Annotated in this window: 19 protein-coding genes; all 19 read left to right on the plus strand. The window is 66.6% G+C overall.

Annotated elements, in window-relative coordinates:
* Positions 1-17: 17 nt before the first annotated feature.
* Positions 18-401 carry a DUF3040 domain-containing protein gene (locus tag HII28_RS00655; protein ID WP_170023488.1) on the plus strand — a complete coding sequence of 128 codons (384 nt, stop codon included), beginning with the start codon at positions 18-20 and terminating at the stop codon, positions 399-401.
* 700 nt (positions 402-1,101) lie between these two features.
* Positions 1,102-1,533, plus strand: coding sequence for a division/cell wall cluster transcriptional repressor MraZ (mraZ, locus tag HII28_RS00660; protein WP_170023490.1), 432 nt, complete (start codon positions 1,102-1,104; stop codon positions 1,531-1,533).
* Positions 1,534-1,642: 109 nt separating this feature from the next.
* Positions 1,643-2,608: a 16S rRNA (cytosine(1402)-N(4))-methyltransferase RsmH gene (gene rsmH, locus HII28_RS00665; RefSeq protein WP_170023492.1), complete on the plus strand. Its 966-nt coding sequence runs from the start codon at positions 1,643-1,645 to the stop codon at positions 2,606-2,608.
* Entirely contained in the window at positions 2,605-3,252 is a 648-nt protein-coding gene (locus HII28_RS00670) for a hypothetical protein (protein ID WP_170023494.1), read from the plus strand. Before rsmH ends, HII28_RS00670 begins: the two co-directional genes overlap by 4 nt.
* 21 nt (positions 3,253-3,273) lie before the next feature.
* Positions 3,274-5,055 (plus strand): penicillin-binding protein 2, encoded by a 1,782-nt coding sequence (locus HII28_RS00675; protein ID WP_170023496.1) that lies wholly within the window; start codon positions 3,274-3,276, stop codon positions 5,053-5,055.
* Between the two features lie 2 nt (positions 5,056-5,057).
* The gene (locus tag HII28_RS00680; RefSeq protein ID WP_346769130.1) at positions 5,058-6,614 is read left to right on the plus strand and encodes a UDP-N-acetylmuramoyl-L-alanyl-D-glutamate--2,6-diaminopimelate ligase; all 1,557 of its coding nucleotides are present in this window, start codon (positions 5,058-5,060) and stop codon (positions 6,612-6,614) included.
* Positions 6,611-8,026, plus strand: coding sequence for a UDP-N-acetylmuramoyl-tripeptide--D-alanyl-D-alanine ligase (murF, locus tag HII28_RS00685; RefSeq protein ID WP_170025878.1), 1,416 nt, complete (start codon positions 6,611-6,613; stop codon positions 8,024-8,026). The genes HII28_RS00680 and murF overlap by 4 nt, the downstream gene beginning before the upstream one ends.
* Positions 8,023-9,132, plus strand: coding sequence for a phospho-N-acetylmuramoyl-pentapeptide-transferase (gene mraY / locus HII28_RS00690; RefSeq protein ID WP_170023498.1), 1,110 nt, complete (start codon positions 8,023-8,025; stop codon positions 9,130-9,132). The genes murF and mraY overlap by 4 nt, the downstream gene beginning before the upstream one ends.
* Positions 9,129-10,628, plus strand: coding sequence for a UDP-N-acetylmuramoyl-L-alanine--D-glutamate ligase (gene murD, locus HII28_RS00695; RefSeq protein ID WP_346769131.1), 1,500 nt, complete (start codon positions 9,129-9,131; stop codon positions 10,626-10,628). Before mraY ends, murD begins: the two co-directional genes overlap by 4 nt.
* A gap of 355 nt (positions 10,629-10,983) precedes the next feature.
* Positions 10,984-12,123 (plus strand): putative lipid II flippase FtsW, encoded by a 1,140-nt coding sequence (gene ftsW, locus HII28_RS00700; protein ID WP_240977190.1) that lies wholly within the window; start codon positions 10,984-10,986, stop codon positions 12,121-12,123.
* Positions 12,120-13,226, plus strand: a complete 1,107-nt coding sequence (locus tag HII28_RS00705) for a UDP-N-acetylglucosamine--N-acetylmuramyl-(pentapeptide) pyrophosphoryl-undecaprenol N-acetylglucosamine transferase (RefSeq protein ID WP_170023504.1) — start codon at positions 12,120-12,122, stop codon at positions 13,224-13,226. The genes ftsW and HII28_RS00705 overlap by 4 nt, the downstream gene beginning before the upstream one ends.
* A 69-nt stretch (positions 13,227-13,295) precedes the next feature.
* Entirely contained in the window at positions 13,296-14,693 is a 1,398-nt protein-coding gene (gene murC / locus HII28_RS00710; RefSeq protein ID WP_170023506.1) for a UDP-N-acetylmuramate--L-alanine ligase, read from the plus strand.
* A 3-nt stretch (positions 14,694-14,696) separates the two neighbouring features.
* Positions 14,697-15,899: an FtsQ-type POTRA domain-containing protein gene (locus HII28_RS20580; RefSeq protein WP_170023508.1), complete on the plus strand. Its 1,203-nt coding sequence runs from the start codon at positions 14,697-14,699 to the stop codon at positions 15,897-15,899.
* Positions 15,900-16,095: 196 nt separating this feature from the next.
* Positions 16,096-17,274, plus strand: coding sequence for a cell division protein FtsZ (gene ftsZ, locus HII28_RS00720; RefSeq protein ID WP_170023510.1), 1,179 nt, complete (start codon positions 16,096-16,098; stop codon positions 17,272-17,274).
* Positions 17,271-17,972 (plus strand): YggS family pyridoxal phosphate-dependent enzyme, encoded by a 702-nt coding sequence (locus tag HII28_RS00725; protein WP_346769132.1) that lies wholly within the window; start codon positions 17,271-17,273, stop codon positions 17,970-17,972. Before ftsZ ends, HII28_RS00725 begins: the two co-directional genes overlap by 4 nt.
* 63 nt (positions 17,973-18,035) lie before the next feature.
* Complete coding sequence (gene sepF / locus HII28_RS00730) at positions 18,036-18,515, plus strand: cell division protein SepF (protein WP_170023512.1); 480 nt, start codon at positions 18,036-18,038, stop codon at positions 18,513-18,515.
* A gap of 64 nt (positions 18,516-18,579) precedes the next feature.
* Positions 18,580-18,882: a YggT family protein gene (locus HII28_RS00735; RefSeq protein WP_170023514.1), complete on the plus strand. Its 303-nt coding sequence runs from the start codon at positions 18,580-18,582 to the stop codon at positions 18,880-18,882.
* A gap of 100 nt (positions 18,883-18,982) precedes the next feature.
* The gene (locus HII28_RS00740) at positions 18,983-19,663 is read left to right on the plus strand and encodes a DivIVA domain-containing protein (protein ID WP_170023516.1); all 681 of its coding nucleotides are present in this window, start codon (positions 18,983-18,985) and stop codon (positions 19,661-19,663) included.
* Positions 19,653-20,396: a signal peptidase II gene (gene lspA, locus HII28_RS00745; RefSeq protein ID WP_205864528.1), complete on the plus strand. Its 744-nt coding sequence runs from the start codon at positions 19,653-19,655 to the stop codon at positions 20,394-20,396. Before HII28_RS00740 ends, lspA begins: the two co-directional genes overlap by 11 nt.
* The last annotated feature ends 61 nt before the right edge of the window (positions 20,397-20,457 follow it).

Raw genomic sequence — 20,457 nt, forward strand, 5'->3', positions numbered from 1 at the left:
GCCTGAGGGGGACAAGGATGCCGCTTTCGGAGCACGAGCAGCGCCTCCTCGATGAGATGGAGCGCAGCCTCTATCAGAACGACGCCGACTTCGTCGCGAAGGTCGGTGGAGCGCGCGTGCGCCCGACCTACCGTGCGGTCGTGCTCGGCATCCTTCTCGCAGTCATCGGCGTAGGCGTCTTGCTTACGGGGGTGTTCATCCAGCAGATCATCGTGGGGGTTCTCGGCTTCGTGCTGATGCTCGCCGGCGTTCTGCTCGCCATCACACCCAGCAGGGCCAAACGCGCTGCGGCTGCAGCCGGTGAGCCGTCGCAGAATCAGCAGCCCGCGAAACCCGCTGAGCCGGGCTTCATGGACAAACTGAACGAACGGTGGGACAAGCGCCAAGAGGGCGACCACTAGCCGGCACCTCTTCAGAGGTGGGTCGGCGTCTCCTGAGGCGTTCGACACTGGGCAAGTCGATCGCGCCCGGTCCGGTGGCTGATAGTCGCTGATCGTTGACGGTCGCCCTGTCGGAGACGGCACTCCGGCGGCCTCCGCAACCTCCGTCGGGGTGTCACTCCCTACTTGCTTTCCTCCTTCTCTCGTTCTTCTTCTTCTTTCTCTCCTACTCGGCATTACGACGTCCTCGTCCTCTCTCCCTCGTTCCCTCCTTCCTGCCCGGCGGCGACTCCTCACCAGATCCTCCACGCGATGCGTGCTCTGGTTCCGTCCGCGCAGGGACGGCGTCGACTCACGGTGTTCCGGGTTGGTTCATCCCCTCATGGGTCCGCGGTTCGAAGCCGCGATCCGTCCGAGGTCGGCGGGTCGGACGTCTCGTAGGCGCGTTCTCGATGCCTGCGCACGCCGAAGCGTGGCTCGCTGCCGCGTCGTCGAGCTCTTCCGCCAGGAGCTATCCAACGAGGCCGTCTGACACGCGCGCTCGCGCCTCGGTCCGCCCTGGTCCTCCACCGCGCTCCATCCCCGTACTTCCGCGTCTTTTCGCGCCACGGGGGAGGGGCTTACGCTGTGGATCCGTCATCTTTCCACTTCAAGTGGATGGATGTGGAGTAAAGTGGAGGATGTCGCAGGCTCGCGGCGCAGAACGACGGGGGAGGGGCCGATGTTTCTTGGCACCTACGCCCCGAAGCTCGACGAAAAGGGGCGCATCATCCTCCCGGCGAAGTTCCGTGACGAGTTCGAAGCGGGACTCGTCATGACCAGGGGCCAGGAGCGCTGCGTCTACGTCTTTCCCCGACGCGAGTTCGAGTCGCTGAACGAGAAGATCCGGCAGGCACCGGTCACGAGCAAGCAGGCTCGCGACTACCTGCGTGTGTTCCTCTCCGGAGCAAGTGACGAGGTCCCCGACAAGCAGCACCGCGTGACGATCCCTCCGCTTCTGCGGACGTACGCGGGTCTGCAACGGGATCTCACCGTGATCGGTGCAGGCAATCGCGCGGAGATCTGGGATTCCGCCGCGTGGGATGCCTACCTCGAGGCGAACGAAGCGTCGTTCGCGGAGACCGCCGAGGAGGTGATTCCGGGGCTGTTCTAGCGCCTGGCGCCGGACTCCCAGCCACAACCCGCACCCTGACTCACCTTCCCCGGTGTCAGGTGGCGTGTGGATGGGGATCCGGCCCCAGGGGCTACAGGCCCCGAGCTCCATGGTCGATTCCAACGATCCGCGCGACATCCACCTCTCGGTGATGCTCGAGCGTTGCGTCGAGCTGCTGGCGCCTGCCATCGAACAAGACGGCGCGGTGCTCGTCGACGCCACTCTTGGACTCGGGGGACACACGGAGGCGTTCCTGCAGCGCTTCCCCGGGCTCACCGTGGTGGGGCTGGACCGCGACCTCGAGGCGATCGACCTCGCGTCGCAGCGACTCGAAGCGTTCGGCGACAGGCTGAAAGCGGTGCACACCGTGTACGACGGGATCGCGGATGCCGTGGCATCCGTCGGATACAAGACCGTCGACGCCGTGCTGTTCGACCTCGGCGTCTCGTCTCTGCAGCTCGACAGGGTGGAGCGCGGCTTCTCCTACTCCAAGGACGCCCCGCTCGACATGCGGATGGATGCCACGAGTGAACTCACGGCCGAGACGGTGATCGCGGAGTACAGCGAGTACGACCTGCGACGCATCTTCCTCGACTACGGCGAGGAGAAACTCGCGGCTCGGTATGCCAGAGCCATCGTGCGAGCGCGGGCGGTCACGCCGATCGTGCGGTCGGGACAGCTGGTGGCGATCATCCAGGAGGCGACGCCGGCGGCTGTCCAGCGTACCGGGCATCCGGCGAAACGCGTCTTCCAGGCCCTGCGCATCGAAGTGAACCACGAGCTCGACGTTCTCGAGCGTGCGATTCCGCGTGCGGTCGATCTGCTGCGCGTCGGCGGACGGATCGCTGTCATGTCGTTCCAATCGCTGGAGGACCGGATCGTCAAGCGGGCGCTGCAGGCCAAGGCGACATCCACGGCGCCGGCAGGGCTGCCGGTGGAACTGCCGGAGCACCGGCCGGAACTGAAACTGCTCACCAGGGGGGCCGAGCTGGCCGATGACGAGGAGAGGGCGCGGAATCCGCGTGCGATCCCTGTGAGGCTTCGCGCGGCGGAACGTGTCAGGGGGACCACATGAGCCAGGCGACCGCGTCGCTTCCAGCGACAAGGCGAACTCCGGCCGAGAGCGGTGCACCCCGTCTCGAGGCGCTGCCACGGGCATCCCGACGATCTCGTCCCAAGCTCTTCTACGCCGCGATCGCGGTGCTGACCGTGATGATCGTCGTCGTCACGCAGTTGCTGCTCTCGATCGGCGTCTCGCAGGGCGCCTACAAGATCGAATCGCTGCAGGCGGACAAGGCTCGGCTCGCGCGCCAGTACCAGCAGGCATCCGAGACCGTCGACGCGTTGTCGTCGCCGCAGAACCTGGCAGCGAACGCCGAGGCACTCGGAATGGTGAACAACGGAACACCGGTCTACCTGCGGCTCTCCGACGGCGCGTTGATCGGCTCTCCTGCGCCAGCAACCGCCGCCGGTGGTGGTGGCACCGGGCAGCTCGTCGCCAACGCCTTGACGCAGGATCTTCCGCTCGTCAACGCTCCGAAGACCTCCAAGGGCAAGAACGGTGGGACGAGTGGAACGACCGGCGCTGCAACGACCGGCGCAGCGGGAGCCGCCGATTCGTCGACGGGATCGGGCACACCGACCACGGATCAGGCCAAGGCCGATGACTCGCCCGTACCGTGGACGACAGGGGCCATCCCCGCACCTTCGACCCACTGATCCGCCTGCGAGGTTTGCCGCATGACGTCCGCGAAGTCACATCGTCGTCGAACGGTCGTGGCGGTCGTGGCAGTGCTCGCCATCGTCGTCGTGTTCGTGGTGCGCCTGGTCGACGTGCAGGTCGTGCGGGCGGACGCGCTCGACCGCCAGGCCGCTGAGAACCGCGGCAATGTGCAGGAGATCCAGGGCACGAGGGGATCGATCGTGACCACCGACGGCACCGTTCTCGCGCGGAGCGTGCTGCGCTACGACTTCATCGCCACACCCAAGTTCACGACCACGAAGTTCGACATGACGGTGGACGGCAAGACGTCCAAGGTCACTCTGGATCAGGCGGCGGCGTCGATTGCCGCGATCACAGGGCAGCAGCCGAGCGACATCACCGGGCCGATCGCGTCGGCGCTCGCGAAGAACAAGGAGTCGATGTACGCGCCGATCGTGAAGAATGTCGACGCCGCGACGTACCAGAAACTCCAGGCACTCAACCTCGACTGGCTCAACGCGACTAGCCACCAGACGAGGGTCTACCCGAACGGAGCCGTGGCAGGCAACATCCTGGGGTTCCTGAACGGGGAGGGGGTGCCTCAGGCAGGGCTGGAGGACGGCGAGAACACATGTCTTGCCGGACGGAACGGCGAGGAGACCTACCAGGTCGGTGCCGACGGAGTGACGATCCCGGGCAGTACGAAGGTGCAGAAGGCAGCCAAGAACGGCGGCGAACTGGTGACCACCATCGACCCGGACCTGCAGTGGTTCGCGCAGGACCAGCTGGCACAGGTCGTACCGGAGCTGGGCGCTCAATTCGGCATGGTCAGCGTGGTCAGCATCAAGGACGCGAAGATCCGGGTCGCGGCCCAGTATCCGTCGGCGGATCCGAACAACCTCGATGCGACTCCCGTCCAGTACTGGAACGCCATGATGTTCCAGAACCAGTACGAGCCCGGCTCGATCTTCAAGCCGCTGACCGCGGCCGCGCTGATGGACACGGGCAAGGCCACTCCGGACAGCCATCTCGTGGTGCCCGACACTCTGACGCCGCAGAAGGGCGTGTACGTTGCCGACAACGAGTACCACCCCGTTCAGCACCTCACGTTGACCGGTGTGCTAACGGAGTCGTCGAACGTCGGCATGTCGGAGCTCGGCACGAGCATGGACGACCAACAGCGCTACGAGTTCATGAAGAAGTTCGGCATCGGCAGCAAGACGGCGGTGAACTTCCCGGGCGAGCTCAGCGGCGAGTTCACGAATCCATCGACGTGGGATGCGCAGACCCGCTACGCGACCACATTCGGGCAGGGTCTCTCGACCACGCAGGCCCAGATGCTCAGCGCCTACCAGGCGCTCGCGAACGGTGGTGTGCGCCTTCCGCTCACGCTCATCGACGGCTGCAAGCAGGCGGATGGAACCATGACGGACGTCCCCTCGACGAAGGGCGAGCGTGTCGTCTCCGCGAAGACGTCGCAGCAGATCCTCGGCATGCTGGAGAACGTGCTGAAGGGCGGTCCGATCTCGACGCTGCCCGACACGGAGATCCCGGGTTATCTGGTCGCGGCGAAGACCGGAACCGCGCAGGAGCCGGACGGCAACGGCGGATACCAGAAGAGCTACTACGTGTCGGTGATGGGCGTCGCTCCGGTCGACGATCCGCAGTACCTGGTTTCGGTCAACATCGGCTTCCCGACTACGATTACATCGTCCCTGGCGGCTGGTCCGCTGTTCAAGACGATGATGAGCCAGGTGCTCAAGGCATTTCGGGTTCAGCCGTCGACGGCGCCGGCAGCGAACTATCCCGATACCTATTGAAAGTGAGCCACGTGACCGGAACGGGCAGCGCGCTGCTTCGCCCCGAGCATCCCTCCTCCCGGTCGTTGTCGCAGTTGGTGGCCGACTTCGGGTTCGAGACATCCGAGCGGGTCGACACCGTCGAAGTCAGCGGCGTGACCGTCTCTTCGAGGGCCGTCGAGCCGGGTGATCTCTACGTCGGGCTCCCCGGCGCCCGTGTGCACGGTGCGTCCTTCGCCGCCGCAGCAGCAGAGGCCGGCGCAACGGCCGTGCTGACGGATCCCGCAGGTGCAGAGCTTGCGGTCGACGCGGGCATCCCGGTCATCGTCACCGACGCGCCCCGCGCCGTCCTCGGCGACGTCGCGGCCTGGATCTACCGCACGGCCGACAACCCGGCGACCCTGTTCGCGGTGACCGGCACGAACGGCAAGACCAGCGTGGTGTACATGATCTCGGCGATCCTGGCGCAGCTCGGCGTGCGCGCGGGCCTGAGCTCGACTGCGGAGCGCAGGATCGGCGACGTCGCCGTGACCAGCTCGCTGACGACCCCTGAGGCGAGCGAGCTGCACGGCCTGCTGGCTCGGATGCGCGAGGCCGAGGTGCGCGCGGCCGCCGTCGAGGTGTCGGCCCAGGCGCTCAGTCGGCACCGCGTCGACGGGATCGTGTTCGACGTCGTCGGATTCACCAATCTGAGCCACGATCACCTGGACGATTACGCGTCGATGGACGAGTACTTCGAGGCGAAGCTCGCGCTGTTCGCGCCCGATCGCGCGCGGCGCGGAGTCGTCACGGTCGACGACGAGTGGGGAAGCAGACTCGCCCAGGAGTCCCGCATCCCGGTGACGACGCTGTCGGCCGTCGCCGGTGTGGAGACGGATTGGCGACTCGAGCTGGGCGAGCAACGCATCGACAGCACGGAGTTCACGCTGTCCGGTCCCGACGGACGGTCGGTGACCACGAGCATCCCGATCCTCGGGTCCTTCATGGCGGCGAACGCGGCGCTGGCCATCGTCATGCTCGTCGAGTCCGGATACGACCTCGAGGCCATCGGGCAGGTGCTGTCGCGTGACGGCGGCATCCAGGCCTACATTCCAGGGCGCGCGGAGCGCGTTTCCGGCGAGAGCGGACCCGTCGTCTTCGTTGACTACGGGCACACCCCTGACGCGTTCGAGCGTGCCCTCGCATCGCTCCGCGTGGTCACACCGGGCAAGATCATCATGGTCTTCGGCGCGGACGGCGACCGCGATGCCACGAAGCGTGCCGACATGGGCGCCATCGCGGCGAGGGGAGCGGATGAGGTCATCATCACGGACTTCCATCCGCGGTTCGAAGACCCGGCAGCCATCCGCGCCGCACTGATCACCGGTGCGTTGGATGCGGTGCCCGACGCGCACGTCGAAGAGATCGCCGACCAGCGGGCGGCCATCCGCGCAGCCATCGCGCACGCCGCAGAGGGAGACGTCGTCTTCTACGCCGGACCGGGACACGAGGACTATCAGGAGGTTGCAGGAGTGCACTTGCCCTACTCGGCACGCGACGATGCGAGGCTCGCCCTGCGTGAAGCGGGGTGGCTGTCGTGATCGGCATGACGGTCGGCGAGATCGCGGATGCCGTCGGCGGCCGCGTCGTCGGGGGAGCGGGCGCTGAGACGGTCGTCGTCGACGGCCTCTCCTACACCGACTCGCGCGAGGTGACCACGGGCGGGATCTTCTTCGCGAAGCCCGGTGAGTTCACGGACGGACATCTCTTCGCCCCGCAGGCCGTCGAACGCGGGGCCGCACTTCTCGTCGTGGACCACGAACTCGACACGGAGACGACGCAGATCGTGGTGTCCGACGTCGTCGGGGCTCTGGGTGAACTCGCACGCACCGTGATCGCGCGAGTCCGCGCCGGCGAGCGTCTGCGCATCGTGGGCATCACGGGATCCAACGGCAAGACGACCACGAAGAATCTGCTGTCAGCGATCCTGTCGCCGGTGGGGGAGACGGTCGCGCCCCGGGCGTCCTTCAACAACGAGGTCGGCGCACCGTTGACCATGCTCGAGGTGACGGACGAGACGGCGTTCCTCGTCGCCGAGATGGGCGCGAGTCGTGAGGGCGACATCGCCCGCCTCATCCGCATGGCCAAGCCCGATGTGGGTGTCGTGCTCAAGGTCGGTCTGGCTCACGCCGGCGAGTTCGGGGGCATCGAGGCAACGCAGCGCGCGAAGTCCGAGATGGTGACCGACCTGGAGGCCGGTGACACCGCCGTGCTGAACGCCGACGACCCGCGGGTCGCGGCGATGGCCGGCATCACCGAGGCGAACGTCCTGTGGTTCGGGCTCGACGGAGACGATTCATCGGATCGGGTACGGGCCACGGATGTGAGTGCCGACCGATCCGGCACATCGTTCACCCTGCACCTGCCTGACGGCAGCAGCGCGCCCGTGTCGTTCCGTGTGCTCGGCGAGCACCACGTGGCCAACGCCCTGGCCGCGGCCTCCGCTGCCTTCGCGCTCGGCGTGGGCATCGACCGCATCGTGGCGGGCCTGGAGTCCGTCACCAGGGCCGAACGCTGGCGCATGGAGGTCATGGGCGGCGCGAACGGCGTGACAGTGATCAACGACGCCTACAACGCGAGCCCGGACTCGATGTCCGCCGCGCTGAAGACGCTCGTGCAACTCCGCGAACCCGGCGGGCGCGCGATCGCGGTCCTCGGCGAGATGAGCGAGCTGGGGGAGGCCTCTGGGCCCGAGCACGACCGGATCGGTCTCATGATCGTGCGGCTCGGCATCGACCAGGCCGTGATCGTCGGATCCGGGGCTCGCCGCATGCACATCTCCACGATCAACGAGGGCTCGTGGGACGGTGAGTCGAAATTCGTGGAGACGCAGGACGAGGCGTTCGACCTGCTGAAAGACCTGCTGAGGGACGGTGACACCGTCCTGGTGAAGTCGTCGAACTCCGCCGGACTTCGCCACCTGGGAGACCGATTGGGAGACCTTTTCTCGTGAGAGCACTACTGACGGCCGGAGCGCTCTCCTTGGCCTTCTCGTTGTTCTTGACGCCGGTGTTCGTCAAGATCTTCCATCGGTTGGGCTGGGGCCAGTTCATCCGAGACGACGGACCGCAGTCGCACCACGCCAAGCGCGGAACGGCGACCATGGGCGGCATCGTCATCATCCTCGCCACGTTGGTCGGCTATTTCGTCGCGGTGCTGATCAACGGCGGTGACGGCCTGTCCGTCTCTCCGCTCCTCGTGCTGCTGATGATGGTGGGTCTCGGCATCGTCGGTTTCGTCGACGACTTCATGAAGACCCGCAAACAGCGCAGCCTCGGACTCGGCGGATGGTCCAAGGTCGCGGGCCAGGTCGTTGTCGCGACGGTCTTCGGCATCCTGGCGATCAACTTCCCGAGCGAGCAGGGCGTCACGCCGGCATCGACGCAGATCTCATTCATCAGGGACCTCCCGATCGACCTGATGGTGATCGGCGGCATCCCGGTGATCGGCATCATCCTGTATCTGATCTGGGTGAACCTCATCACCACGGCGACGTCGAACGGCGTCAACGTCACGGACGGCCTCGACGGCCTCGCGACCGGCGCGTCGATCCTCGCGATCGGCTCGTACATCATCATCGGGTTCTGGCAGTTCAACCAATCCTGCTTCAGCGACACGATCGATACCGACAACCTCTTCAAGTGCTACACCGTGCGGGATCCGCTCGACCTCGCGGTCGTCGCGGCGGCAATCGTCGGATCCCTCGTCGGATTCCTGTGGTGGAACACGTCTCCCGCGCAGATCTTCCTCGGCGACACCGGCTCGCTCGCGCTCGGCGGCGCACTGGCCGCGCTGGCCATCCTCAGCCACACCGAGCTCCTGCTCGTGCTCATCGGCGGCCTTTTCGTGATCGAGGCGGGATCCGTCATCCTGCAGCGGGCGTACTTCAAGGTGTCGCACGGCAAACGCATCTTCCGCATGAGTCCGATCCATCATCATTTCGAGCTCAAAGGATGGGCCGAAGTCACGGTCGTCGTGCGCTTCTGGATCATTGCGGGCCTCCTCGTGGCCGCCGGCGTGGGCTCGTTCTACCTCGAGTGGCTGTCGAGGACGACGTGACCCCATCCGACGCCGCGTCAGCCAGGCTCGCCGAGCTGACCAGCTGGCGATCGGACTGGAGCGGCCTTCGCGTGCTGGTCCTCGGACTGGGCGTCGCAGCGTTCTCGAGCGCGGATACGCTCGCAGAGCTGGGCGCTGATGTGCTGGTGGCGGCGCACACGCGGCACGATGAGCGTGCTCGACTGCTCGATGTGATCGGTGCACGCCTCGTCATCGATCCGCTCGAGTCGGTCCCGGATGCCGTCACCTCCTTCGATCCGGAGGTCGTCGTCGTCACGTCAGGCGTGTTCCATCCCGATCACGCGGTCCTGGAGTGGGCGGACGCGCACGGAATCGCCGTCTGGAGCGACGTAGAGCTCGGGTGGCGGGTTCGGGACAAGGTGACTCCTGCCGCCGAGTGGATCTGCATCACCGGCACCAACGGCAAGACGACCACCACTCGGCTCGCCGCGACGCTCCTGGTCGCGGACGGTTTTCGAGCCGCACCGTGCGGGAACATCGGGATCCCCGTGCTCGACGCCGTCCGTGATCCGCAGGGTTTCGACGTCCTCGTCGTCGAGCTCTCCAGCTACCAGCTGCACTGGCTGAATCGGAACGCCGGCGGCGAGGTCTTCCCGTTCTCCAGCGTGTGCCTCAACCTGGCGGAGGACCACCTCGACTTCCACGGCTCGATGACCGAATACGCCAGTGCCAAGGGCAAGGTGTACGACAACACGAAGGTCGCCTGCGTCTACAACCGTGCGGATGCCGCAACCCTCAGCATGGTCGAGGACGCCGACGTGGTGGAAGGCGCTCGCGCGATCGGTTTCGGTCTCGATGCTCCTGGCCCGAGCGACTTCGGCATCGTCGACGGCATTCTCTGCGATAGGGCGTTCCTTGACGATCGCGCCACCGCGGCGCTGGAGCTCACGACGCTGGACGAGTTGCGAACGGTCGGCCTCGCGGCTCCGCACGTGGTCGCCAACATCCTGGCGGCGAGCGCTCTCGTCCGTTCGTTCGGCGTTTCGGCGCAAACGATCCACGAGGCCCTGGAGTCCTTCCGGCTCGATGCCCACCGCATCGAGCTCGTCGCCGAAGCTGGCGGTGTGGCATGGGTGGATGACTCCAAGGCCACGAACCCGCATGCTGCTGATGCGTCGCTGCGTGCCTACGACTCCGTTGTGTGGGTTCTCGGCGGTGACCTGAAGGGCGTCGAGATCGATGACGTGGTGTCCCGTCACGCCGATCGCCTCACCGGGGTCGTTGTGATCGGAGTCGATCATGAGCCCGTGCTGGCAGCATTCCGACGACACGCGCCGAACGTGCCGATCGTCGTCGTCGAGGCCGGAGAGACTGAGCAGGTGATGCCGGAGGCGGTCCGCTCGGCAGCGTCATTGGCGCGTGAGGGAGACACGGTCCTCCTTGCGCCCGCGGCAGCGTCGTTCGACCAGTTCTCCGGTTTCGCCGAACGAGGGGACCGGTTCGCGCAGGCCGTGCGCGACTTCCTCGGGGGCTGAGAACCACCGGGCACTTCCGGACTGCGCGGCGAGAGTCCGCGCAAGAGACCAGAGCGCGATTGCGCGACCGATCGGGGGAGGAGGCACCGTGACAGCTCCTACCCAGGCGGGCGGATCGCGTGCAACGCCCGCTCGACGCCAGGCGCAGACCTCTCGCGCCACCGCTCGGCCCGCCCAGCGAACGACTCAGTCGGCGTCGAGTTCCGTTCGGCCGGCGCCCAAAGCCTCGCAAACGAGGTCAGCGCCGACCAAGGCCACACAGCCGAGGTCTCCTCAGCCCAGATCCGGGCAGGCCAGGTCGGCTCAGACCGAAGTCGATGCGGCCACGCGCGGGCTTCTCGCTGCCCGCATCACCATGAGCCGGGTCTTCCAGTCGGAGTCGTCCAACTACTTCCTGCTGCTCGGCATCACGCTCTTCATGGTCGTCTTCGGCCTGGTGATGGTGCTCTCGTCGTCGTCCGTCGACTCGCACACGGACGACGACAACTTCTTCGCCCGCTTCCTCAGCCAGGGCATCTTCGCGGCGATCGGTGTTCCGCTGATGCTCGTCGCCTCGCGCATCCCATCCGCATGGTGGAAGCGGCTGGCATGGCCGATGCTCATCGCATCCTGCGGGCTGCAGGCCGCCACCGTGTTCACGAGCCTCGGCGTGCGGATCAACCAGAACAAGAACTGGCTGGAGATCGGCGGATACGCGTTCCAGCCGTCAGAGCTCATCAAGATCAGCCTCGTGCTGTGGCTGGGCATGTTCGTCGCGCTGAAGTGGGAGCGCATCCGTCAGTGGAAGTACGGGCTTCTGCCGGTGTGCATCGTCTCGGTCGTCGCGATCGGACTGGTGCTCGGCGGAGGCGACCTCGGAACGACGCTGATCATGGCTGCGATCGTGCTCGGCACGATGTTCTTCGTCGGCATCCCGCTGCGTCAGCTGTTCACAACGGCAGTGATCGCCTCGGGAATCGCAGTGGTCTTCGCGGTTTCGCGCACGAGCCGGCTGGAGCGCATCCTGAGCTTCTTGCATCCCGGCGGCACGGATCCGACGAGCACCGGCTGGCAGATGCAGCAGAGCGACTTCGGCTTGGCGCGCGGCGGCATCTTCGGAGTCGGCCTCGGCAACTCGACGTCGAAGTGGAATTGGCTTCCCGCTGCCAGCACGGACTTCATCTTCTCGATCATCGGTGAGGAGCTCGGACTCATCGGTGCGATCGTCGTGCTCGGGCTGTTCGTTTTCCTGGCCGTGGTGCTGATCCGTATCATGAACGCGAACACCGACCCCTTCGCCCGAACGGTGACGGCGGCGGTGACGGTCTGGCTGATCGGCCAGGCTCTCGTGAACATCGGCGTCGTCCTCGGGCTGGTTCCCACCTTGGGCGTCCCGCTTCCCCTGATCTCATCCGGAGGTACCGCCCTGATCTCCTCGTTGTTCGGCATCGGCGTCGTTCTGTCCTTCACCAGGACCACCTCGCCCAAGAAGGCGCGCAAGGCGCAGCCGCGATGACCGTGTACCTGATGGCCGGCGGGGGCACCGCCGGCCACGTCAATCCGTTGCTCGCCGTCTCCGACGCCCTGCGCCGTGCCGAACCGGACGCCGAGATCATCGTCCTCGGCACGGCCGAAGGGCTCGAGGCCAGGCTGGTACCGGCCAGGGGCTACGAGCTGGTGACCATCGCGAAACTGCCCTTCCCCCGCCGACCGGATGCGGCTGCCCTCCGCTTTCCTGCGCGATTCCGTTCCAGCATGGCGACCGTGCGACGCCTGATCGAGTCCAGGAAGGTGGACGCCGTCGTCGGCTTCGGCGGATACGCATCGGCTCCCGCATACTCGGCGGCGCACCGCGAGGGCATCCCGCTCGTGCTGCACGAGGCGAATGCGAAGCCGGGCATGGCCAACAAGCTCGGCGCTCGTTACACACGCTTCGTCGGCGTGGCCTTCGAGAACACGGCCATCTCTCATGCGCGATTCGTCGGGATGCCGCTGCGTCGCGAGATCGAGGATCTCGACCGCGCCGCCGCTCGCCCAGACGCCCTCGCATACTTCGGACTCGAGGATCGCCCAACGCTTCTCGTTACGGGCGGATCGCTGGGCGCCCGCCGCATCAACGCGACGGTGACGTCATCCGCCGAGGCTCTCGTCGGCGCCGGATACCAGGTGCTGCACATCCAGGGCGGCTCGGCCGAGTTCTCCGACCCGGGCGTGGACGGCTACCACCTGATCGACTACTGCGACCGGATGGACTTCGCCCTCGCCGTCGCCGACGCCGCGATCTCGCGTGCCGGGGCCGCGACTGTCAGCGAACTCTCGGCGCTGGGCATCCCGGCCTTCTACGTGCCATACGCGGTGGGCAACGGAGAGCAACGGTTCAACGCGGCTGGCGTCGTGTCGGCGGGCGGGGCCGTGCTGATCGACGATGCGGACTTCACCCCGGAACGCCTGCGCGACTCCGTGCTCCCGATCCTGGCCGACCCGGCGGCCCTGGCGCACATGGCCGAGGCGGCTGCCGCGGTCGGCGTTCGCGACGGCGCCGAGCGGATGCTGTCCCTGATCGCCGAAGCGCGGGTCCGTGACACTCAGCCGGGCCGCACAGACCGCTCCGGTCGCTGACGGCATACTGGATTCAGGCCGAGCTCCAGCGCACTCTCGCCGCTACGACAGACAGGACACCCCCGCACCGTGATCAAGCCCGATCTGACACTGACGCTCCCGGAGACGATCGGACGGGTGCATTTCGTCGGCGTCGGCGGCTCTGGCATGAGCGGGATCGCGCGGCTCTTCCTCCAGGCCGGCATCCCGGTCACGGGCTCGGATCGCGTCGAGAACGAGTACACGCGGGCACTGCGCGAACTCGGTGCCGACATCCACATCGGGCACGCTGCATCGAACGTCGCCGACGCGGACACGCTGGTGGTGACGGGCGCGCTCTGGCAGGACAACCCGGAGTATCAGTACGCGCTGAGTCATGGCATTCCTGTTCTGCACCGTTCCCAGGCGTTGGCGTGGCTCACGAGCGGCAACCGACTCGTCGCGGTGGCCGGTGCGCACGGCAAGTCGGGCACGACAGGCATGATCGCAACCGCGCTGGTCGGCCTCGGCGCCGACCCGAGCTTCGTGAACGGTGCGGTCATCGAAGGTCTGGAGACGAACGCCAGGCGCGGAGAGTCCGACCTGTTCGTCATCGAGGCCGACGAGTCAGACGGATCCTTCCTCCTCTACGACACCGCAGTCGCTCTGATCCTGAACATCGACGACGACCACCTCGACCATTACGGCTCGTACGGAGCGGTGGAGGACGCGTTCGTCGCGTTCGCGGACAAGGCGCGTGACCTTGTGGTCATCTCAGCCGATGACGAGGGGGCGCGGTCGGTGACTCCGCGCATCTCGAATCCGAACGTCGTCACCTTCGGTGAGTCCGAGGGCGCCGACGTTCGCGTGACCGACATCACGACGGACGGGCCCGTCGCTTTCAGCATCCTGTGGAACGGGGGGCGGTACGACGTGCGGCTGCGCGTGCCGGGCCGGCATCAAGCCCACAACGCTGCCGGGGCCTTCGCCGTCCTGACGTATCTCGGCATCGAACCGGATGCTGCTGCGGCCGCACTGGAATCCTTCGGCGGCACGCACCGCCGTTTCGAGCTGCACGGAACCATCGGCGGCGTGAGCGTCTACGACGACTACGCACATCACCCCGCTGAGGTGAAGGCCGTCCTCGAAGCTGCAAGGACCGTCGTCGGAGACGGGCGGATCATCGCCGTTCACCAGCCGCACACCTACAGCCGCACCCAACGGCTCGCCCAGGAATTCGCCGACACGCTGGAGCAGTACGCCGATGAGACGATCGTGCTCGACGTGTTCGGGGCGCGGGAGGACCCCGTTCCCGGAGTGACCGGTGCACTCGTCTCCGGTGGATTCCACGACCAGTCGAAGGTCGCCTTCATCTCCGACTGGCAGGAGGCGGCCGATCGCACGGCGGCCATCGCGCGCGACGGCGACTTCGTCATCACACTCGGCTGCGGTGACGTTTATCGCATCGTGCCCCAGCTCCTCGACTCGCTCCGACGGGCGGACGGCTGACGCGTGAAGCGTCCCCAGGGCTTCGAGAACCAGGCCGCGCGCCTCACGGCGCGGACGCCGTCGCGCCCCGCCGGGTCCGACGCCGCGTCGCGGGCGACCATCCGAAGCGGCACCGAATCGGGGAGCCCTGTCGCTGAGCCGAAGAAGCCCTCCGCGCGGACCACGGCGGTCCTGGATGCTCCGCGACGCTCGGAACCGGACGCCGACACGCAGCCGATCCCGGTGGTCCGTTCGGGCGCGATGCAGGGGAGCCGCGACGACGAGCCGGGCCCCGAGCCGCGAGCGAAGAAGACATCCGCGTCGAAGGCCACAACGACGAAGAGCGCGCAGAAGACCGCCGCAGCGAAGTCCGCTTCGACCGAAGCCTCTGCCGCGTCCAAGACGGCGTCGTCGCGGAACAAGGGACGGACGGGCGCAGGCTCCGCACTCCAGACCTCCCCGGCCACGACCCCGAGCGTCCGGACTGCTTCGCGTCGGCGGCGCCGATACGAGCGCGCCGAGGTCAAGAGGTTCACCCGCGCCGCTCGTCGCAGGCGGCTGGCATGGCTGATCGGCACGGGGTCCGTGGTGCTCGTGCTCGCCGGCGCAGCGCTCGTGTCCATTTCCCCGGCGATGGCGCTCCGGTCGATCGACGTCGTCGGAACCCAGCGGGTGCAGGCCAGCTCGATCCGGGATGCACTCAAGGGTCAGCTCGGAACGCCACTGCCACTGATCGACTACGGTGCGGTGCGCAAACAGCTCGCGGGATTCCCGCTCATCCGCAGCTACAGCACCGAGGCGGATCCCCCCGGAACGCTCGTGGTACGGATCCAGGAGCGCACGCCCGTCGCTCTGCTGCAGATCCCTTCCGGATATCAGCTGGTCGATCAGGCAGGCGTGGTCATGCAGACCACCGCGCAGAGACCGGGCGGATACCCGATCGTGTCGATTCCGGCCGACGCCTCGGAATCCTCGAAACGCAAGGAGTTCGCGGCCTCTGCTGCAGTGTTGGCGGCGCTTCCGGCAGCGACGCTCAGTCAGGTCGATACCGCGAGCGCCACCGGCTCCGAGGACGTCACCCTGAAGTTCCTCTCCGGAGTGACAGTGGTCTGGGGCGGCCCGGAGGATGCCGATCTCAAGGTGACGGTGCTGGTGGATCTGCAGAAGGCCGCGCCCGGCGCATCCGTCTACGACGTCTCGTCTCCGAACAGTCCCGTCAGCCGCTGAGCGCCCACCCGACGAACGAACGCGTCGACTCGTCACGCGGGACTGCCGCGGACCAATACGATGGGACGTCGGACGACACGCGGCAGATCTGCACGGTGGGGGAGCAGGGCGCGCATAACGTCGGGCGTAGTAAATGCATACCGAGCATAACTTTAAGCCTCGACTTGAAGTTGAAGGTTGCCAGCGGAGGCGTGTCGTGACAATGAACCAGAACTACCTTGCCGTGATCAAGGTCGTCGGCATCGGCGGCGGCGGTGTGAACGCCGTGAACCGCATGATCGAGCTCGGGCTTCGTGGCGTCGAGTTCATCGCCATCAACACGGACGCCCAGGCGCTGCTGATGAGCGACGCCGACGTCAAGCTCGACGTCGGCCGCGAGATCACCAGGGGCCTCGGCGCCGGAGCGGATCCCGAGGTCGGTCGTCGGGCCGCCGAGGATCACGCTGAGGAGATCGAGGAGGCGCTCACCGGCGCCGACATGGTCTTCGTCACCGCCGGTGAGGGCGGTGGAACAGGCACCGGAGGCGCGCCCGTCGTCGCCCGCATCGCCAAGTCGATCGGAGCGCTGACGATCGGTGTGGTCACCAAGCCGTTCGGATTCGAGGGCAAGCGTCGACAGGATCAGGCCGAGGCGGGGGTCGCTCGCCTGAAAGAAGAGGTCGACACCCTCATCGTCGTGCCGAACGATCGACTGCTCGAGATCAGCGACCGCGGCATCAGCATGCTCGAGGCGTTCGCCACCGCCGACCAGGTTCTCCTCGCCGGTGTCCAGGGCATCACGGACCTCATCACGACGCCGGGCCTGATCAACCTCGACTTCGCCGACGTGAAGTCGGTCATGCACGGAGCCGGATCCGCCCTCATGGGCATCGGATCCTCTCGCGGAGCGGATCGCGCGATCAAGGCCGCCGAGCTCGCCGTCGCGTCCCCGCTTCTGGAAGCGAGCATCGAGGGCGCGCGCGGAGTGCTGCTCTCGATCCAGGGCGGTTCCAACCTGGGCATCTTCGAGATCAACGACGCGGCCCGTCTCGTTCAGGAGGCCGTGCATCCCGAGGCCAACATCATCTTCGGTGCGGTCATCGACGACACTCTCGGCGACGAGGTGCGTGTCACGGTGATCGCTGCGGGCTTCGACGGAGGCGAACCGCAGACGAAGCCGGCCGAGGTGAGGCGGTCGACGTTCGTGGCAGGCGGATCGGCGCCGGCCGCCGGCGGTACCGGCTCCGAGCTCGAGGACACGCAGTCTCTCGAGGAGGAGGACGTTCCGACTCAGGGCACCTGGTCCGATGTCGACTCCAAGCTCGTCGAGGCAGCGGTCAATGACCCGTCCTTCGATGACGACGACGTGCTGGACGTGCCCGACTTCCTGAAGTGAACGATGCGTCAGGGGTGGACGGCCTCGCCGAACGGCTCGTTCTGGTGCAGCAGAGCGTGGCGGATGCCGCGCGTGCGGCAGGCAGAGACCCTTCGGAGGTCACGACCATCGTGGTGACGAAGTTCCATCCGCCTTCCCTCGTGCGCGACCTCGTCGCACTGGGTGTGCGCGATGTGGGGGAGAACCGGGCGCAGGAAGCCGCAGCGAAGGCCGCGGAGGTCGGATCGGGCACGACCGCCGATCCGCTGCGCTGGCACTTCATCGGGCAGCTGCAGACCAACAAGGCTCGGATCGTCCGCGGCTTCGCCTCAGCGGTGCACTCCGTGGATCGCCCGGCTCTCGCCGACGCGTTGCGTTCGGACGAATCCGAACTCGACTGCTTCCTCCAACTGGCTCTGACGGACGATCCCGGACGCGGCGGTGTCACGGGCGCCGATTTGCCGTCGCTGGCCGACCGCGTGCTGACGACTCCTGGTCTGCGGCTGCGTGGCGTCATGGCGGTCGCACCGTTGGGCGAGGAGCCGAGGAGGGCGTTCGCCAGGGTGCGTGAGGCATCCGAAATCCTCCGCACGATCGCTCCCGAGGCCACAGCGATCTCGGCCGGGATGTCGGGCGACTACGCCGACGCGATCGCCGAAGGCGCGACACACGTGCGGATCGGCACCGCAATCACGGGAAAGCGGCCGGAGCGTGCTTAGCCTTGAGTCGGAACGCGCCGACGACCGGCCAGACCGCAAGACCTCGAGTACACGGAGGATCCCATGGCTAACCCGCTCAAGAAGACGATGGCCTACCTCGGCCTCGTCGAAGACGAGCTTGAGTACGACGAAGAACCGGTCGCCCCTGCGCATCCGGCACCTGTCGCGCCAGTGCAGCAGCATCACGCTGCACCGGCCAAGGCGCCCGTCACACCCTTGCGCAAGCCGACCCCGGCACGGAATGCGACGGTGCAAGAAATGAATGAAATCCTGACGGTCCACCCTCGCCAGTACAGCGACGCGAAGATGATCGCGGAATCGTTCCGAGAGGGCGTCCCCGTCATCCTCAACCTGTCGCAGATGAGCGAGTCGGAGGCGCAGCGGATGATCGACTTCTCGAGCGGCCTGACGCAGGGCCTGCGGGGGAAGATCGAGAAGGTCACCAGCAAGGTGTTCCTGCTCTCGCCTGAGCACGTGATGGTCTCCGGGGGAGCATCAGCGGTGGGCAACGACGTCGAGGCGTCGTTCTTCGCCGGCGCCTGAGCTGTTCGGCCGACCTGAGAATCGCCGCAGGCGAGGCACAGGCGACGTCCCCCATACTTGTTCTGTGCCCCTCGCAGTTTCGATCATCGCGACCGTCGCGTACTACGTGTTCCTGATCTTCTTCGTGGTGCTCTGGGTGCGGTTCGTGCTTGATCTCGTGCGTACCTTCGCGAGGAGCTGGCGTCCGCGAGGCTTCGGTCTCGTGCTCGCCGAGGCCGCCTTAACGGTGACCGATCCTCCGATCAAGTTCTTCCGTCGTCTACTGCCTCCGTTGTCTCTGGGCCCCGTCGCCCTGGACTTCGGCTGGACGTTGACGATGTTCGTGTGCATCATCGGCATGTACATTGCTTCGTCGTTCATCTCATGACGCAGGTCAGGCCTGCAATGGCATCGTCGCAGCCGACTTTGCTAGCGTTAGCTGAACGTTATCCACTGTTCGAAATCACAAGCTCTAAGGGTGGTAGGCCATGGCGCTAACTCCGGAAGACGTCGTCAACAAGCGGTTCCAACCGACCAAATTCCGTGAGGGCTACGACCAGGACGAGGTCGATGACTTCCTCGATGAGGTCGTCGTCGAGTTGCGCCGTCTGAACCAGGAGAACGAGGAGCTCAAGCAGCGCCTCGTTGGATCCGACTCGCGGATCGCCGAGTTGCAGCGCAACGCCGCGTCCGAGCAGACGCAGGCCATCGCGGCACCCGCGCCGGTCGTCGTGGCGCCTCAGCCCGTCGTGTCCTCCGTGGATGAGACGGAGAGCACGAACAATCTCCTTCAGCTGGCCCGTCGTCTGCACGAGGAGCATGTGCGCGAGGGTGTCGAGAAGCGCGATGCGCTCATCGCAGAAGGTCACGCAACTGCCGCCCGCGTTGTGGCGGAAGCCGAGGCCAAGCAGCGTGCCCAGATCACGGCACTCGAGAGCGAGCGCACGGGTATCGAGCGTCAGATCGAAGAGCTCCGCTCGTTCGAGCGCGACTACCGCGCGAAGCTGAAGAGCTACATCGAGACCCACCTTCGCGACCTCGACAGCACAGGCGTAGGAACGAACGGATTCAAGACGGGTGGCAACCCCGCGGTCTCCGGACAGTTCGCTACGGTCGCCGCCGGAGACGACCGGCAGACGCCGCCGACGTTCCAGAGCTTTGGAGGCTAAACCCGTCGGGAAGGTCAGCGTTCGCGCGATCATCCTGCTCGTCCTCGTCGCGCTCGTCGTTCTCACTCTCGACCAGCTGGCGAAATGGTGGGTTGTGAACAACCTGCCGTTCCGCGAGCCGCAGAACATCCTGGGCAACCTGCTCATCTTCGAATACGACCGCAATCCCGGCGCTGCGTTCTCGATCGGCACCGGATCGACATGGATCTTCTCCATCGTCGCGACCGCCGTCCTGATCTTCGTCATCTGGTACGCGCGCCGGATTCGTTCTTGGGTGTGGGCCCTCGTGTTCGGGCTCGTCCTCGGCGGTCTGCTCGGCAACCTGACGGATCGTCTGTTCCGTCCGCCGGGGTTCGGAGTCGGCGAGGTCGTCGACTTCATCCGGATCCCGCTGTTGCCGGCCATTTTCAACCTGGCGGACTCCGCGATCGTCGCAGCGATGATCCTCTTCCTGCTGCTGACCGTGCTGGGCGTCGGCCTGGACGGCAAGCGTGCAGCGAAGACTGCGGATGCTGCCGAGGTACCCGCGGACGGCGCGACGGCGTCCGAGAACGGCGGCACGGCATCGTCAGCCACCGAGGAGGCGGATGTCGAGCCTTCGACCGCGGACGCCGACGGCAGCGAATCCTCGCAGGACCCCGAGTCCGGCAACTCCACGGACGGACGCGACCGCGCCGAGTCGCGGGCGCTGCTGCTGGGCGATGCCGGGGGTCCGGTCGACGGTCGTGCCTGACTCGACCGAGGACATCCGGGCGGCCGGTGCGATCGAAGCGGTGCGAGGCCGAACGGGGCGG

The sequence above is a fragment of the Planctomonas sp. JC2975 genome (genome assembly GCF_012985205.1).
Lineage (GTDB): Bacteria > Actinomycetota > Actinomycetes > Actinomycetales > Microbacteriaceae > Humibacter.

What these genes read in the sequence shown, in the direction of transcription:
- HII28_RS00675 (WP_170023496.1), top strand. Translation starts at nt 3,274, where the DNA reads ATGACGTCCGCGAAGTCACATCGTCGTCGAACGGTCGTGGCGGTCGTG.
- sepF (WP_170023512.1), top strand. Translation starts at nt 18,036, where the DNA reads ATGGCTAACCCGCTCAAGAAGACGATGGCCTACCTCGGCCTCGTCGAA.
- mraZ (WP_170023490.1), top strand. Translation starts at nt 1,102, where the DNA reads ATGTTTCTTGGCACCTACGCCCCGAAGCTCGACGAAAAGGGGCGCATC.
- rsmH (WP_170023492.1), top strand. Translation starts at nt 1,643, where the DNA reads ATGGTCGATTCCAACGATCCGCGCGACATCCACCTCTCGGTGATGCTC.
- HII28_RS00740 (WP_170023516.1), top strand. Translation starts at nt 18,983, where the DNA reads ATGGCGCTAACTCCGGAAGACGTCGTCAACAAGCGGTTCCAACCGACC.
- ftsW (WP_240977190.1), top strand. Translation starts at nt 10,984, where the DNA reads ATGAGCCGGGTCTTCCAGTCGGAGTCGTCCAACTACTTCCTGCTGCTC.
- HII28_RS00705 (WP_170023504.1), top strand. Translation starts at nt 12,120, where the DNA reads ATGACCGTGTACCTGATGGCCGGCGGGGGCACCGCCGGCCACGTCAAT.
- HII28_RS00670 (WP_170023494.1), top strand. Translation starts at nt 2,605, where the DNA reads ATGAGCCAGGCGACCGCGTCGCTTCCAGCGACAAGGCGAACTCCGGCC.
- HII28_RS00655 (WP_170023488.1), top strand. Translation starts at nt 18, where the DNA reads ATGCCGCTTTCGGAGCACGAGCAGCGCCTCCTCGATGAGATGGAGCGC.